Annotated in this window: 13 protein-coding genes and 1 tRNA gene; 10 read left to right on the forward strand and 4 right to left on the reverse strand. The window is 64.6% G+C overall.

Annotated features, from left to right (window positions below; all coding sequences use genetic code 11):
• Window positions 1–16: 16 nt before the first annotated feature.
• The 4 genes from FFS68_RS12235 to FFS68_RS12250 all read right to left on the reverse strand — a co-directional run bounded on the left by FFS68_RS12235 (window position 17) and on the right by FFS68_RS12250 (window position 2744).
• The gene (locus FFS68_RS12235) at window positions 17–856 is read right to left on the reverse strand and encodes a TraB/GumN family protein (RefSeq protein ID WP_249340143.1); all 840 of its coding nucleotides are present in this window, start codon (window positions 854–856) and stop codon (window positions 17–19) included.
• A gap of 53 nt (window positions 857–909) precedes the next feature.
• Window positions 910–1854, reverse strand: coding sequence for a TraB/GumN family protein (locus FFS68_RS12240; protein WP_137753486.1), 945 nt, complete (start codon window positions 1852–1854; stop codon window positions 910–912).
• 67 nt (window positions 1855–1921) lie between these two features.
• Complete coding sequence (locus FFS68_RS12245) at window positions 1922–2560, reverse strand: hypothetical protein (RefSeq protein ID WP_249340144.1); 639 nt, start codon at window positions 2558–2560, stop codon at window positions 1922–1924.
• Entirely contained in the window at window positions 2529–2744 is a 216-nt protein-coding gene (locus FFS68_RS12250) for a helix-turn-helix transcriptional regulator (RefSeq protein ID WP_137753487.1), read from the reverse strand. Before FFS68_RS12250 ends, FFS68_RS12245 begins: the two co-directional genes overlap by 32 nt.
• Window positions 2745–2990: 246 nt before the next feature.
• On the opposite strand from FFS68_RS12250, the gene FFS68_RS12255 reads away from it, so the two are divergent.
• The 10 genes from FFS68_RS12255 (at window position 2991) to FFS68_RS12300 (ending at window position 15032) form a co-directional block, all read left to right on the forward strand.
• Window positions 2991–3872 carry a glycine--tRNA ligase subunit alpha gene (locus FFS68_RS12255; RefSeq protein WP_137753529.1) on the forward strand — a complete coding sequence of 294 codons (882 nt, stop codon included), beginning with the start codon at window positions 2991–2993 and terminating at the stop codon, window positions 3870–3872.
• Window positions 3869–6226, forward strand: a complete 2358-nt coding sequence (gene glyS / locus FFS68_RS12260) for a glycine--tRNA ligase subunit beta (RefSeq protein ID WP_137753488.1) — start codon at window positions 3869–3871, stop codon at window positions 6224–6226. Before FFS68_RS12255 ends, glyS begins: the two co-directional genes overlap by 4 nt.
• Window positions 6227–6428: 202 nt before the next feature.
• Window positions 6429–9089, forward strand: a complete 2661-nt coding sequence (gene ppdK / locus FFS68_RS12265; RefSeq protein WP_137753489.1) for a pyruvate, phosphate dikinase — start codon at window positions 6429–6431, stop codon at window positions 9087–9089.
• Between the two features lie 91 nt (window positions 9090–9180).
• Window positions 9181–9756 (forward strand): DUF1214 domain-containing protein, encoded by a 576-nt coding sequence (locus FFS68_RS12270; protein WP_137753490.1) that lies wholly within the window; start codon window positions 9181–9183, stop codon window positions 9754–9756.
• Window position 9757: 1 nt separating this feature from the next.
• Window positions 9758–10285 carry a DUF1254 domain-containing protein gene (locus FFS68_RS12275; protein ID WP_137753491.1) on the forward strand — a complete coding sequence of 176 codons (528 nt, stop codon included), beginning with the start codon at window positions 9758–9760 and terminating at the stop codon, window positions 10283–10285.
• Window positions 10286–10329: 44 nt separating this feature from the next.
• Window positions 10330–10406: transfer RNA gene (locus tag FFS68_RS12280), tRNA-Arg, on the forward strand.
• Window positions 10407–10526: 120 nt separating this feature from the next.
• Window positions 10527–11495 (forward strand): glucokinase, encoded by a 969-nt coding sequence (locus FFS68_RS12285; RefSeq protein WP_137753492.1) that lies wholly within the window; start codon window positions 10527–10529, stop codon window positions 11493–11495.
• Between the two features lie 154 nt (window positions 11496–11649).
• Window positions 11650–12390 carry a gamma-glutamyl-gamma-aminobutyrate hydrolase family protein gene (locus FFS68_RS12290; RefSeq protein ID WP_137753493.1) on the forward strand — a complete coding sequence of 247 codons (741 nt, stop codon included), beginning with the start codon at window positions 11650–11652 and terminating at the stop codon, window positions 12388–12390.
• 183 nt (window positions 12391–12573) lie between these two features.
• Window positions 12574–13947: an aspartate aminotransferase family protein gene (locus FFS68_RS12295; RefSeq protein ID WP_137753494.1), complete on the forward strand. Its 1374-nt coding sequence runs from the start codon at window positions 12574–12576 to the stop codon at window positions 13945–13947.
• Window positions 13948–14090: 143 nt separating this feature from the next.
• Window positions 14091–15032, forward strand: a complete 942-nt coding sequence (locus tag FFS68_RS12300) for a DUF808 domain-containing protein (RefSeq protein WP_137753495.1) — start codon at window positions 14091–14093, stop codon at window positions 15030–15032.
• Window positions 15033–15081: the final 49 nt, after the last annotated feature.

Consider the following 15081-nt stretch of genomic DNA (forward strand, 5'->3'; position numbering starts at 1 on the left):
CCCCCCAACCGTCCCCTCACTGCACCCGCGTAACCTTCACGCCGTCTGCCGCCAACATTGCCGGCACCCCATCGGCCCCCACCAGATGTCCCGCGCCGACCGCCAACAGCACCGTTCCCGGCCGCGCCAGCCGCTTTTCCACCCATATGGTCCAGCGCCGGTTGCGGTCGGTGATGATCGCCCGGCGCGCGGCCGGCACCGCATCGATGTCCTCGTTGATCATCACCTCCAGCGCCGCGACGTCGCCGCGGCGCCATGCGGCGGTCAGCGCGGCGACCTCGGCAACCGCGTCATCCGCCCCCTCGGCGGCGCGGGTCAGCAGCGCGCGCTGGGTCGGCGCGTCGAGCGTTTCAAACAGCATCAGCTGCTCGCGGGCGGTTTCCAGCCCGGCAATCGGCTTGCCCGCCGCCTCGAACGCCTCGGTCAGGCCGGTCTCCACGCCGTCGGCCGACGACAATTGCGCGTCCTGCGCGACGCGCTGGCCCATCAGCACCATCACCGCCCAATCGTCCAGCTTGTCACCGCCAAAGGCACTGCCGCTGTCCTCGAGGGCGCGATAGCCCGCCAACGCTTTGCCCCGCAGCCGCGCTTCGATCGCAAGCGGCACGTCGCGCGGTGCCAGCTTCTGAAATTCGGTGCCCGCCGCCGCCAGCTGGGCGGGCGACAATTCCATCACCAGCTCGTCGGCCGACCCGATCGCCGCGGCGACCTTGCCATCATCCCAATCGGTCCCGCGCGGCAGCGCGTGCATCGTCCCCAGAATATAGATATGCGTATCGTCATCGGCGACCAGCCACATCGCCGGGCGCGCCGGCGGCCCTGTGTCGGGCGTGCCGCACCCTGCCAGCAGCAGCAAAAGGGCCGCCGCAACGCGGCGACCCCAATGTCCGCAAAGATGCGTGTCTGGCGTCAATATTTGACCCGCGTCGCGGTCAGCCCGCGCGTCTTCAGATAATCCTGCACGCTCTTTTCGCCCGCCAGATGCCCCGCACCGACCGCGATAAACACCGTGCCGGGCTTGTCCATCCGCGTCTTGATCTGGTCGGCCCAGCGCTGGTTGCGGTCATAGAGCAGCATCGTGGCGAGTTCGGGGGTCGCCGCCATGCTTTCGTTCATCGCGACCGCCAGCCCGTCGGGATCGCCGTTCGCCCACAGCGTTACCATCTTGTCGAGCATTGGCCCCAGCTTGTCGATGTCCTTGACCACTGCGTTAAGGAAGGTGACCTGCTGCGTTTCGGGCAGCTTGTCGAAAAAGCCGAGCTGTTCTTCGAGCGTTTCGAGGCCCGAAACCGGCTTGCTGTCGGCCTTGGCAAATTTGGTCAACAGTTTCTCGGCGCCCTGCTCGGGATCATAGCCGAGTTTGGTCAGCGGCAGCACCGACAATGTCATCGCGGGAAACCAGGGTTCAAAGCTGTCAAAGGCGTTGGCCGGCACCCCGACGCTGACCATCGCCGCCTGATAGGCTTTGAGCTCTTCAGCGGTCAGGCGCGACGGGATGGTCTTGCCGGTCGTGTCCATGGCGAGTGGCATCATCGTCTTGGCAACCGCCGACTGATCTTCGGGCATGACGATTTCCAGCATCATCTCGTCCGATTTGTCGAACGCGGTCTTCACCGCCTCGTCGAACCAGCTGAGGCCGGGTTTCAGCACATGGACGGTGCCGAACAGATAGATCGTCGTGTCGGCGTCCTTGACGACCCACAGCGCCGGGTCGGCGTCGGTCAGCGCGGCCGCCGGGGCGGCCGCAGCGACGGGTTCGGCGGCCGACGCGACATTGCTGCCGGGCAGCACCGCACATTGGGCAAAGGGGATGACGGCGCAGGTGGACGCGAGCATCTTGAACCAGGTCTTCATGGGAGAATATCCTTTCTTATTTGGCCGTTATGGCCGGAGGCGAGGGAGAAGGGGAGAGCAAATTGGGTCAGCGAAACTTGAACCAGAAATAGATGATCGCGTTGGCGATCAGCGACAGGGCGAACAGCGGCATGGCCTCGACCGGGGGAGCAAGATCGGCGCGCCACAGCACCCACCAGACGGGGCAGGGAAAGACGAAGGCGTAAAAGCCCGCGAGCCCGCCGAGATGATAGGCCTGGCGCTCATGGTCATCGATCGTGCGATGATACAGGATCAGCGCGATCGTCAATCCGATCACCCACATCACGGATAAGCCAACGGCGACCATGGGAGTCATCGCGGCGTTGCTGAACAGGCCCTCGGTTCCCGCGGTCCCGGACTGCATCACCATCGCCGCGACAAATCCGAGCGCGCCGGACAAGGTCAGGCTGATCCAGTACAGACGCTTGCGCGGCGACCAGCCGCGGAACCAGTCGGCGTGACGGCGGACATAATATGCCAGCGCCAGACCGCCGAGCAGGATCGCGACAACCGGCCCGAACCAAGGTGCCAGCATCGGATCGCCACGTTCGGCCAAAGTTTCGTTATACCCGGCAAAACCGCCCGCCAGCATCGCGGTGGCGATACCGATCGCGACCGGCCAGATCATGTTTGGCGCGCGGCGCTCCTTTGGCTCATTCACCATCGTCATGTCCTTCATGGCCATCGTCGAAAATCTCCTCGATCGGCATCGCGAACAGCCGCGCCAGCTTGAACGCGAGCGGCAGCGACGGGTCGTATTTCCCCGTCTCGATCGCGTTCACCGCCTGCCGCGATACGTCGAGCCGGTCGGCCAGTTCGGCCTGGCTCCAGTTCCGCATCGCGCGCAGCACCTTCAGCTGGTTGTTCATCATCGATCCTGTTGTCAGGCGACACTGACCGTATGTCAGGTATACATGACTAAATGACATGATTCGCTGACTGTGTCAACAAGACCTGACATATGGCGCTTCACACGGCAGTTTCGCCACCATCGACGTCCCCGTCGCCCTTGACCCTGCGACCCTGCTGCGCCAAGGGCGGCGACACTTGTTGCACGTGCGAAAGAGCGGATAGTGGCGGACGCGGCAGAAAAGAAATCCCTCAGCTTTCAGGACATGATCCTGACGCTGCACGCTTATTGGGGCGCGCGCGGCTGCGCGATCCTGCAACCCTATGACATGCGCGTCGGGGCCGGGACATTCCACCCTGCGACCACCTTGCGGTCGCTTGGCCCCGAGCCGTGGAACGTCGCCTATGTCCAGCCGAGCCGCCGTCCGACCGACGGCCGCTATGGCGAGAACCCGAACCGGCTCCAGCATTATTATCAATATCAGGTGATCCTGAAGCCGTCGCCCGCCGACCTGCAGGAACAATATCTGGGTAGCCTCGCCGCGATCGGCATCGACCCGCTGCTCCACGACATCCGCTTTGTCGAGGACGATTGGGAATCGCCGACGCTCGGCGCGTGGGGCTTGGGTTGGGAAGTCTGGTGCGACGGGATGGAAGTCACCCAGTTCACTTACTTTCAGCAGATGGGCGGCTTCGACTGCAAGCCCGTCGCGGGCGAGCTGACCTACGGGCTCGAACGCCTCGCCATGTATATCCAGAATGTCGACAATGTGTACGACCTGCGTTTTTCGGACGCGGTCGGCGAGGTGCCGGGGGTCAGCTATGGCGATGTGTTCCTCGAGAACGAAAAGCAGTTCTCGAAATGGAATTTCGAGGTCGCCGACACCGACTCCTTGTTTGCAGGGTTCAAGGCAGCCGAGGCCGAGTGCCAGCGCGCCATCGCCGCAAATGTCCCGCTCGCGGCCTATGACCAGGCGATCGAGGCGAGCCACCTCTTCAACCTGTTGCAGGCGCGCGGCGTGATCAGCGTGCAGGAGCGCGCCAATTACATGGCGCGCGTCCGCGACCTCGCCAAGGGCAGCTGCAAGGCATGGATTGACAGCCAGTCGGCCGCGTGGACCGCCAAATATCCGGGGTGGACGCTGTGACCGACTTCCTTCTCGAACTGCGCAGCGAGGAAATCCCGGCGCGGATGCAGGCCGGTGCGCGCGCCGAACTCGACAAATTGTTCCGCGCCCAGCTCGCCGCCGCGGGCCTCGATGTCGGCGACCTCACCATCTGGTCGACCCCGCGCCGCCTCGCGCTGATCGCCAAAGGCCTGCCCGAGGCGACCGCGGCGGTCAGCGAAGAACTGAAAGGCCCGCGCAGCAGCGCGCCGCCGCAGGCGCTCGAAGGCTTCCTGCGCAAGACCGGCCTGACGCAGGATCAGCTCGAAGACCGCGACGGCGTCTATTTTGCGGTGATCGACAAGCCCGGCCGCGCCACCGCCGCGGTGCTCGCCGAGGCGATCCCCGCGATCATCCGCGCCTTTGCCTGGCCCAAGTCGATGCGCTGGGGCAAGGACAGCGCGAGCAGCGAAAGCCTGCGCTGGGTGCGCCCGTTTTCGGGCATCGTCGCGATCTTTGGTGACGAGCTGATTCCGTGTGAAGTTAGCGGGATTTCCGCGGGCTATGCCACGCGCGGCCACCGCTTCCACTGCCCGGGCGAAATCACCATCGGCTCGGCATCGGACTATGCCGAAAAGCTGCGCGCGTGCCATGTCATCGTCGACCATGAGGAACGGCAGAATATCATCCGCGACGGCGCCGCGAATGTTGCCGCCGACGCAGGACTGACGCTCGTCGCCGACGAGGGGCTGGTGATCGAGAATGCCGGGCTGACCGAATGGCCGGTCCCCTTGCTCGGCCGCTTCGACGAAGCGTTTCTGGCAGTACCGCCCGAGGTCATCCAGCTGACCGCGCGGGTGAACCAGAAATATTTCGTCGTAAACGACGCGGCGGGCAAGCTCGCGAACGGCTTCGTCTGCACCGCGAATATCGATGCGGTCGACGGCGGGGCGGAGATCGTCGCGGGGAACCGCAAGGTGCTCGCGGCGCGGTTGTCGGATGCGCGCTTCTTTTGGGAGCAGGATCGCAAGACCACGCTGCAGGATCACGCGAAGAAGCTGGACCGGATCACGTTCCACGAAAAGCTGGGCACGGTTGCGGACAAGGTCGAGCGGGTTGCGAAGCTGGCGCGCTGGTTGGTCGAGGAAGGCATCGTCACAGACCGCTCCCCGGCGAACGCCGGGGCCCAGAGCGGCACAGAGCAAACGGCAGCGTCAGGCAGCCCTGGGCCCCGGCTTTCGCCGGGGAGCACGCAAGAGTTGGCCGACCAGGCCGAACTCGCGGCGCGCCTGTGCAAGGCCGATCTCGTCACCGAAATGGTCGGCGAATTCCCTGAACTGCAAGGCCTGATGGGCGGCTACTACGCCCGCGCCGAAGGCTTAGGCGATGCGGTCGCCGACGGGATCCGCGACCATTACAAGCCGGTCGGGCAGGGCGATGACGTGCCGACCGCGCCGGTTACGGTGGCTGTGGCGCTGGCGGATAAGCTGGATACCATTTTCCAGTTTTTCCGCATCGACGAGGCCCCGACCGGATCCAAAGACCCCTTCGCACTGAGGCGTGCGGCGCTTGGCGTCGTAGCGATTTCTCTTCAATCGAATCTCCGATGGTCGATTATGCTGACTGGCGCAGCCGCTCTTACGGGCTCCATTTTTAGAGAATGGCACACGGAAAAAACGCAGCCGTTTATTGAGATGCTTGAGGCGCTCACGCCTTTGATCAACAGCGGCAATGCTCAGGAGTTGATGGGTGCTGTTGGCGCTGTTCTGAAAACGATGCCGAAGCTTAATGCGCCGAACCCCGAGGTATTGGTTGAAACAGTGATTGCGGGAGCGAAGGTTCGCGACTTCTTTCTTGATCGGATGGAGGTGATGTTGCGCGGCGACGGCATTCGTCCCGACTTCGTTCGAGCTTCGGTCATCATTGATGGTGATAAAGGCAAAGAAGATGATCTGGTTCGCCTGCTGGCGCGCGTGAAGGCGTTGCAGGCGTTTATGGCGAGCGATGACGGGGCAAATTTGCTGGCGGGGTATAAGCGCGCGGCGAATATTTTGAAGCAGGCGGATATTTCCGTCGCCCCCGCGCAGGCGGGGGCCGCTGGCAGCAGTGTGCCCAACGTGGCGGCCCCCGCCTTCGCGGGGGCGACGGTTGTGGATCAGGCGCTGCTCGCGGCCCTCGACGCCGCCGAACCCGCTGCCTCCGCCGCGGTCGCCGAGGAGCGTTTCACCGACGCCATGGCCGCGCTAGCATCGCTGCGCGCGCCGATCGATGCGTTTTTCGATGGCGTGATGGTCAACGATCCCGACGAGGCGGTGCGCACCTATCGGCTCGGACTGCTCGCCCGATTTACCGGCGCGGTGCATGGCGTGGCAGATTTCTCAAAGGTCGAGGGGTAAGCCGACCTTCCATTCCCGTTTGTGTCGAGCGAAGTCGAGACACGCTCTTGTTTGCCCGCGGCGTCAAGGTGTCTCGACTTCGCTCGACACGAACGGGGTAGGGGTGGTTCGCTTATAACGAACGAAGTAAATCTGAATCGACGATAGCCGATCTCCACCCTATCCAGCCGCAACCTCCTCCCCGGGGCAGCAGGAGCATAAAATGACGAAGATGGTGCATTTGTTCGGCGGCGCGGCCACGACGGCCGAGCGTTCGAAGGAATTGCTGGGCGGCAAGGGGTCGAACCTTGCCGAAATGGCGTCGATCGGCTTGCCGGTGCCCCCGGGCTTTACGATCACCACCGACGTCTGCACCGCTTATTATGCCCATGGCGAACAATTCCCCGCGGGGTTGATCGAACAGGTCACCAGCGGCATCGCGCATATCGAAGGGATCACGGGGAAAAAATTCGGCGATCCCGCCGACCCGCTGCTCGTGTCGGTGCGTTCGGGCGCGCGCGTGTCGATGCCGGGGATGATGGACACCGTCCTCAACCTGGGGCTCAACGACAAAACCGTCGTCGGCCTGTCCGAAGCGTCGGGCGACCCGCGTTTCGCTTGGGATAGCTATCGCCGCTTTGTCCAGATGTACGCCGACGTCGTCATGGGGCTCGACCATGCCGAGTTCGAGGAAGCCCTCGAAATCGCCAAGGAAGACCGCGGCTTTTACCTCGATACCGAAATGTCGGCCGAAGACTGGCAGGCGCTGGTCAAGGACTATCAGGCGATCGTCGAGCGCGAAACCGGCGCGCCGTTCCCGCAGGAACCGAACGACCAACTCTGGGGCGCGGTCGGCGCCGTGTTCGCTAGCTGGGAAAGCGACCGTGCGAAAGTCTATCGCCGGATCAATTCGATCCCCGGCGAGTGGGGGACCGCGGTCAGCGTTCAGGCGATGGTGTTCGGCAATATGGGTGACACATCGGCCACCGGCGTCGCGTTCACCCGCGATCCCGCGACCGGCGAGCGTGCCTGGTACGGCGAATGGCTGATCAACGCCCAGGGCGAAGACGTCGTCGCGGGCATCCGTACCCCGCAATATCTGACCAAAGCGGCGCGCGAGCGGGCGGGGGCCAAGCCGCTGTCGATGGAAGAGGCGATGCCGGAGACCTTTGGCGAGTTGGGCCGCGTCTTCGACACGCTCGAAACCCATTACCGCGACATGCAGGATATCGAGTTCACCGTCGAACGCGGCACGCTCTGGATGCTGCAAACCCGGTCGGGCAAGCGCACCGCAAAGGCGGCGCTGAAGATCGCGGTCGACATGGCGGCCGAGGGGCTGATCACCGAGGAAGAGGCTGTGGGTCGCGTTGATCCCGGCGCGCTCGACCAGCTGCTCCACCCGACGCTCGACCCCGATGCCCCGCGCGACGTGCTGACCAAGGGGCTGCCCGCCAGCCCCGGCGCCGCGTCGGGCAAGATCATGTTCACCGCCGATGCGGCTGAAAAAGCCGCCGAAATGGGTGAAGCGGTGATCCTGGTCCGCGTCGAAACGTCGCCCGAGGACATCCACGGCATGCACGCCGCCAAAGGCATCCTGACCGCGCGCGGCGGCATGACCAGCCACGCGGCGGTCGTCGCACGCGGCATGGGGCGTCCGTGCGTCTCGGGCGCCGGCGGACTGTCGATCGACGGCAATGCCCGCGTGCTGCGCGTTGCGGGGCGCGAACTGCGCGAGGGCGACATCATCACCCTCGACGGATCGACCGGCGAAGTGATGGCGGGCGAGGTCAAGACGCTGCTGCCCGAACTGGTCGGCGATTTCGGTACGTTGATGGTGTGGGCCGACAAGGTCCGCCGCATGAAGGTGCGCGCCAACGCCGAAACCCCCCAGGACGCCCAGGTCGCGCGCGATTTCGGCGCCGAGGGCATCGGCCTCTGCCGCACCGAACATATGTTCTTCGACGCAGCGCGGATCACTGCGGTGCGCGAGATGATCCTGGCCGAGAATGAGGCGGGTCGCCGCGTCGCGCTCGCCAAATTGCTTCCCGAACAGCGGGCGGATTTCGCAGGGATTTTCGAGGTGATGGCGGGGCTGCCGGTCACCATCCGCCTCCTCGACCCGCCGCTCCACGAATTCCTGCCGACGCGCGAAGAGGATTTCGCTGACGTCGCCGCGGCCGCGGGCGTCGGGATCGAGGCCTTGAAGGCGCGCGCCAACGAACTCCACGAATTCAACCCGATGCTCGGCCATCGCGGCTGCCGTCTCGGCGTGACCTACCCCGAAATATACGAAATGCAGGCCCGCGCGATTTTCGAGGCGGCGTGTGACGTTGCCGCCGCCACCGGCGCAGCGCCGATCCCCGAGGTGATGATACCCTTGGTGGCGACGCGCCGCGAATTCGACTTGATGAAGGCCGTCGTCGATGCCCAGGCCAAGGCGGTGTTCGCCGAAAAGGGCCGCGAGATCGCCTATCTCGTCGGCACGATGATCGAACTGCCGCGCGCCGCGCTGATGGCGGGCGAGATTGCCGAGACGGCGGAGTTCTTCAGCTTCGGCACCAACGACCTCACCCAGACGACGATCGGGATCAGCCGCGACGATGCGGGGCGTTTCCTGACCCAATATGTCGACAAGGGCATCTTCCTCACCGACCCGTTCGTCAGCCTGGATGTCGAGGGCGTCGGGCAGTTGATCGAGATCGCCGCCGACCGCGGCCGCAAGACGCGCCCGGACGTCAAACTGGGCATTTGCGGTGAACATGGCGGCGACGCGCCGAGCATCCATTTCTGCGAACAAACCGGCCTCGACTATGTCAGCGCATCGCCGTACCGTGTGCCGATCGCACGGCTGGCGGCAGCACAGGCGGCGTTGAAACGGGGATGAATCCACCGTAGCCCTGAGCCTGTCGAAGGGCGCTTCACTGCGAGGCGCCCTTCGACAGGCTCAGGGCTACGGTCGGGGATGGGGCAGAAACATGAAAAGCTGGCACCGCTACGCGATCACCATGGTGGGTGGGATAGCGGTCGGGCTTGGCGCCGCCTGGTGGTTCACCGGCGGCGGGCTCACGGACGGCGCAATCGTCAACGGTCCGTGGACGACCTCGCTCGGTTTCGGCACCAAGGCGACCGACCCGATCACCCGCGCCGCGGTCGCGCGCGCCGGCCTGCTCGCGCTGCCCGCAAAGGAAACCGTCTATTGGTCGGCGAAGACCGACGCCGCCGGGGCGCCGCTCGACGGCAATTGCCGTTACGGCCTGTCGGGCAAGCCGCTCGACGCGCGCTGGTGGAGCGTCACCATTTATGACGAAGCGGGCTATCTGGTCGCCAACCCCGCGAACATCTGGTCGGTCAATGGCGCCAATGTTACGCTCGACGGCAAGGGTGAATGGCGCGTCACCATCGCGCCGACGACGCCTGCCGACGGCGCATGGTTGCCGGGCACCAAGGGGCAGCCCTTTCACCTGACCTTGCGGATGTATAATCCCGGGCCGGGGTTCCGCGCCGATCCGGTCAAGGCGGTGCTGCCGCAAATCGTGCAGGAGGGCTGCTGAGATGCGCAACTGGCTCGGCCCGCTCGCCCTTGGCCTCGTCCTGGCTGCAGCAACCGCCTGGGCCGCGATCGCCTATATACCCTATGGCCTGATGAACGTCGCGATCGACCGGCTGGGGCAGGGCGGGGTCAACACCATGTCGCATGGCAATCTCGCCACCCCGGCGCGCCAGCCGGTCGTGCGCCCCAGCCCCGATCTCGCTTATTCCAGTTGCCCCTATGACCTGGCGGCGGGACCGCTCGCCATCGACGTCACTCCGGTGCCCGGGCGCTATAGCTCGCTCAGCATTTTCGACGCGGCAACCGATGTGATTTTTGTCCGCAACGATGTCGAGGCGGCGGGTAAGCCGTTCCGAATCATCCTCGCACGCGAAGGGCAGGCCGTGCCCGCGGGCGCCCAGATTGTCCGCGCCAACCATGATCGCGGCATCGCGCTGATCCGCTTGCTGCTGAAAGACCCCGCAGAAATCGGCAAGCTCGATACGGTACGCCGCCAATCATCCTGCGCCACGGTCACAAAGCTGAAATAGGGGCTTGCGCCCCCGCACGACGCCCCTTAAAGGCGCCTCTCCACGCACCCGTAGCTCAGCTGGATAGAGCATCAGACTACGAATCTGAGGGTCGGGCGTTCGAATCGCTCCGGGTGCACCATTTCCCCAAATCCGAAAATCGAACCATCGCGCAGCGCATAGCTATGCGCTGTTGCATCGCCTTGGGCCATGCGACATTCCCGCGGTCGAGCAAGCCGCAACCGACCGGCGAGGGAGAGATATGAGCGAAACTATCGTCACGGTCGACATCGGCGGCACCCACGCGCGTTTTGCGATGGCCGAGATTGCGGGCGGGCGCGTGCTGTCGCTCGGCGAAGCAACCACTTTGCACACCAAGGATCATGCGAGCTTTCAGACCGCGTGGGAGGACTTCGCCGAGCGTCAGGGCGGTTTGCCGCGCGCGGTCGCGATTGCGATTGCCGGGCCGACGCGCGGCGAAATCATCCGCTTCACCAACAATCCGTGGATCATCCGCCCGGCGCTGATCGGCGAGAAGCTGGGCGTCGATCGCCATGTGCTGGTCAATGATTTCGAGGCGGTCGGTCATGCGGTCGCGCAGGCCGACGACAGCTATTTCGAACGGCTGACCGGCCCCGACGAACCGTTGCCGACGACGGGCACGATCAGCGTCATCGGACCCGGCACCGGCCTGGGCGTCGCGCATATCTGGCGCGACGACGCGGGCTACCGGGTGCAGGCGACCGAGGGCGGGCATATCGACTTTGCGCCGCTCGACAGCATCGAGGATGCGATCCTTGCGCGGCTGCGCAAACGGCACCGGCGGGTATCGGTCGAACGGATCGTTTCGGGGCCGGGCATCGTTGATATTTACGAAACGCTGGCGGGCCTCGAAGGCCGCGCGGTGACCCCGCTCGACGACAAGGCGATCTGGACCGCCGCGCTCGGCGGTCAGGACAGCCTCGCCGCCGCGGCGGTCGATCGTTTCTGTCTGTCGCTGGGCAGCGTGGCGGGCGATCTGGCGCTGGCACAGGGCGCGAGCGGGGTCGTCATCGCGGGAGGACTCGGCCTCAGGATCCGCGACAGTCTGGTGCGTTCGGGCTTTCCCGAGCGCTTTATCGAAAAGGGGCGGTTCGAGGGTTTCATGGCGGCGCTGCCGGTGAAGCTGATCACCCACCCGCAGCCCGGCCTGTTCGGCGCCGCGGCGGCGTTCGCGCGGCAATACGCCTGAGCGACCGTTGAACTATCGGACCGTAGTCCTGAGCCTGTCGAAGGGCGCTTCGCGGTGAAGCGCCCTTCGACAGGCTCAGGACTACGGTGACGACAGGCTTTGGCAGCCCGAGATTCCGCTGGCGTCGGCGCGCGAAAATCGGCAGCTAAGGATCATGTCCGCGCGCCCCGTCCTTGGCATCATCGCCTGCAACCGCACCGTCGGGGTCGAGACGGCGCAGGCGGTGATGAACCGTTATGCGACCGCGGCGATGCGCCATGCCGATTGCGCAGCGCTGATTATTCCCTCCCTCCCGGACTTTATGCGCGCGGACGAGGTTGTCGGGCGGCTTGACGGAGTGCTGCTGACCGGGACGCCGTCGAATGTCGAACCCGTCCTTTATGGCGATGCCGGGGCGGGTGACGGGCCGTTCGATCCCGACCGCGACCGCATGATGATCGAGCTGATCGACGCGGTGATCGCGGCGCAGCGGCCGCTATTTGGTATCTGCCGCGGGTTTCAGGAGATCAACGTGGCGCTGGGTGGCACGCTGCGCCGCGATACGTCGGCGAGCGCCGAGCTGCTGCATCACCACGCGCCCGACGGCGTCAGCTTCGATGGCATGTTCGATCACCGCCACCATGTCGATCTGGTCGAGGGCGGGATGCTCGCATCGGCCTATGGCGCCGCGTCGCTCGACGTGAATTCGGTCCATTATCAGGGTATCGGCAAACTCGCCGACGGGTTGGTGGTCGAGGCATGGGCGCCCGACGGGCTGGTCGAGGCGTATAGCGCGCGCCCGAACGGCGCGCCGCTGCTCGCGGTGCAATGGCATCCCGAATGGGCGACCGACGGGAATGATGACAGTCAGACCTATTTCCGTCTGCTGGGCCGTGCGCTAAGGGGTGAATTATGAACTGCCGCGTCACCCGCTATGATCGCTATCTGGCGCGGATCAGCTTCTCGCCCTGAATCCATAAGACTGGTCTCATTCCGCTCGTGTCGAGCGAAGTCGAGACGCCCATCGTCGCAGCGCAAGGCCGAGAAGCATCTCGACTTCGCGCGATACGAACGGTTTTCAGGAATCAGGAGTTTTCATATGCCCCGTAATCACGACATCGCCGAACTGCGCCGCCTTGACGTCGCGCATCATCTTCCCGCGCAGGCCGACTGGGCCGAGATCGAAAAGCTCGGCGGCAGCCGCATCATCACCCATGCCGAGGGCTGCTATATCCACGACGGCGACGGCCATCGCATCCTCGACGGCATGGCGGGGCTGTGGTGCGTCAACGTCGGCTATGGCCGCGAGGAATTGGTCGAGGCGGCGGCGGCGCAGATGCGCGAGCTGCCCTTTTACAACACCTTCTTCAAGACCGCGACGCCGCCGACGGTGATGCTCGCCGCGAAGATCGCGAGCCTCACCGGCAATCGGCTGCCGCACGTGTTTTTCAATGCCTCGGGCAGCGAGGCGAACGACACGGTGTTCCGCATGGTGCGCCATTATTGGAAGCTGAAGGGCGAACCGAACCGGACCGTCTTTATCAGCCGCTGGAACGCCTATCATGGCTCGACCGTCGCAGGGGTTTCGCTGGGCGGGATGAAGGCGATGCACGCGCAGGGCGACCTGCCGATCGCCGGGGTCGAACATGTCCGCCAGCCGTACGCCTTTAACGAAGGCCAGGGGATGACCGAGGAGGAATTCTGCGACGCCTGTGTCCAGGCGATCGAGGACAAGATTCTGGAAGTCGGCCCCGAAAATTGCGCCGCTTTCATCGGCGAGCCGGTGCAGGGGGCGGGCGGCGTCATCATCCCGCCCAAGGGCTATTGGCCCAAGGTCGAGGCGGTGGCGCGCAAATATGGCCTGCTGGTCGTCGCCGACGAAGTGATCTGCGGTTTCGGGCGTACCGGCAAGATGTGGGGGCATGAGACAATGGGCTTCACCCCCGACCTGATGCCGATGGCGAAGGGGCTGTCGTCGGGCTATTTGCCAATCTCGGCCACCGCGGTCGCAGCGCATGTCGTCGAGGTGCTCAAGACCGGCGGCGATTTTGTCCATGGTTTCACCTATTCGGGCCATCCGGTGGCGGCGGCGGTCGCGCTCAAGAATATCGAGATTATCGAGCGCGAGGGGCTGGTCGAGCGCACCGGCAGCGTCACCGGCCCACATCTGGCGAAGGCACTTGCGACGCTGAACGATCATCCACTCGTCGGCGAAGCGCGCTCGATCGGGCTGCTGGGTGCGGTCGAGATCGTCGCCGACAAGGAAACGCGCGCGCGGTTTGGCGGGGCGGAAGGAACCGCAGGGCCGATGGCGCGCGATGCTTGCATCGCTAATGGCCTGATGGTGCGCGGCATCCGCGATAGTCTGGTGATGTGCCCGCCGCTGATCATTTCGACGGAGCAGATCGACGAGATGGTTGCCATCATCCGCAAATCACTCGATGAGGTGCTGCCGAAACTCCGCGCGATCTAGCACGATCCCAAATTCCGTTCGTGTCGAGCGAAGTCGAGACACGTGAAGTCGAGCGCAAACTCAACGTGTCTCGACTTCGCTCGACTCGAACGGCTAGAGGGATGATGAACGCCCTCACGGAATAGAAGAAAGACCAACACCCTATGCCCTCCGGCCTTTTTGCCCTGCTCGACGACGTCGCCACGATCGCCAAGGTGGCGGCGGCGAGCATCGACGATATTGGCGCCGCGGCGTCGAAAGCGGGGGTGAAGGCCGCGGGGGTGGTGGTCGACGATGCCGCGGTGACACCGCGCTATGTCACAGGGTTTCAGCCCAACCGCGAACTGCCGATCATCTGGCGCATCGCCAAGGGATCGTTCTTTAACAAGCTGGTGCTGATCCTGCCGGCGCTGCTGTTGCTTTCGGCGGTCGCGCAATGGGCGATCACACCGCTGCTGATGATCGGCGGCGCATATCTGTGCTTCGAGGGCGCCGAGAAGGTCTGGCATTCGCTGCACAAGGACAAGACGCCGCTGGCTGAGGCAGCGGAAATCGTCGCCGACAAAGACCATGAAGAAACGATGGTAAAGGGCGCGATCCGCACCGATTTCATTCTGTCGGGCGAGATCATGGTGATCGCGCTCAACGAAGTAATCGACGAAGCCTTTGCAATGCGCGCAGCGACTTTGATCGTGGTCGCGATCGCGATCACGATTGCAGTCTATGGCGCGGTCGGGCTGATCGTGAAAATGGACGACATCGGCCTGCATATGGCGAAAGCGGGCAACAGCGCCCGCCGCGCGATCGGACGTGGGCTGGTTGCCTTCATGCCCAAGCTGCTCGGTGCGCTGGCACTGGTTGGAACCGCAGCAATGCTGTGGGTGGGTGGCCAGATCATCCTGCACGCCCTCGACGAATATCATATCGGCAATCTGGGCCATGGCTTGCACGATTTTGCCCATGCGGTGGCAAGCAATCTGCCCGCCGCGGGGCTGTGGGAATGGCTGATCAATGCCGGCGGCGCGGGGGTGTTCGGGCTGGTGCTGGGCGGTGCGATTGTCGCGGCGCTGCATCTGGTGCCGGGGAAGAAGAAAGCAGCGCATTGACCTCGCCACTTCGTCACCCCGGATTTGATCCAGGGTCCATGACTTCGGC

It is taken from the genome of Sphingopyxis sp. L1A2A, assembly GCF_005502465.1.
Lineage (GTDB): Bacteria > Pseudomonadota > Alphaproteobacteria > Sphingomonadales > Sphingomonadaceae > Sphingopyxis.

Coding starts and splice junctions, on each gene's coding strand:
- FFS68_RS12240 (WP_137753486.1), bottom strand. CDS start 1,854: ATGAAGACCTGGTTCAAGATGCTCGCGTCCACCTGCGCCGTCATCCCC.
- FFS68_RS12245 (WP_249340144.1), bottom strand. CDS start 2,560: ATGGCCATGAAGGACATGACGATGGTGAATGAGCCAAAGGAGCGCCGC.
- FFS68_RS12250 (WP_137753487.1), bottom strand. CDS start 2,744: ATGAACAACCAGCTGAAGGTGCTGCGCGCGATGCGGAACTGGAGCCAG.
- FFS68_RS12255 (WP_137753529.1), top strand. CDS start 2,991: ATGATCCTGACGCTGCACGCTTATTGGGGCGCGCGCGGCTGCGCGATC.
- ppdK (WP_137753489.1), top strand. CDS start 6,429: ATGACGAAGATGGTGCATTTGTTCGGCGGCGCGGCCACGACGGCCGAG.
- FFS68_RS12270 (WP_137753490.1), top strand. CDS start 9,181: ATGAAAAGCTGGCACCGCTACGCGATCACCATGGTGGGTGGGATAGCG.
- FFS68_RS12275 (WP_137753491.1), top strand. CDS start 9,758: ATGCGCAACTGGCTCGGCCCGCTCGCCCTTGGCCTCGTCCTGGCTGCA.
- FFS68_RS12285 (WP_137753492.1), top strand. CDS start 10,527: ATGAGCGAAACTATCGTCACGGTCGACATCGGCGGCACCCACGCGCGT.
- FFS68_RS12290 (WP_137753493.1), top strand. CDS start 11,650: ATGTCCGCGCGCCCCGTCCTTGGCATCATCGCCTGCAACCGCACCGTC.
- FFS68_RS12295 (WP_137753494.1), top strand. CDS start 12,574: ATGCCCCGTAATCACGACATCGCCGAACTGCGCCGCCTTGACGTCGCG.
- FFS68_RS12300 (WP_137753495.1), top strand. CDS start 14,091: ATGCCCTCCGGCCTTTTTGCCCTGCTCGACGACGTCGCCACGATCGCC.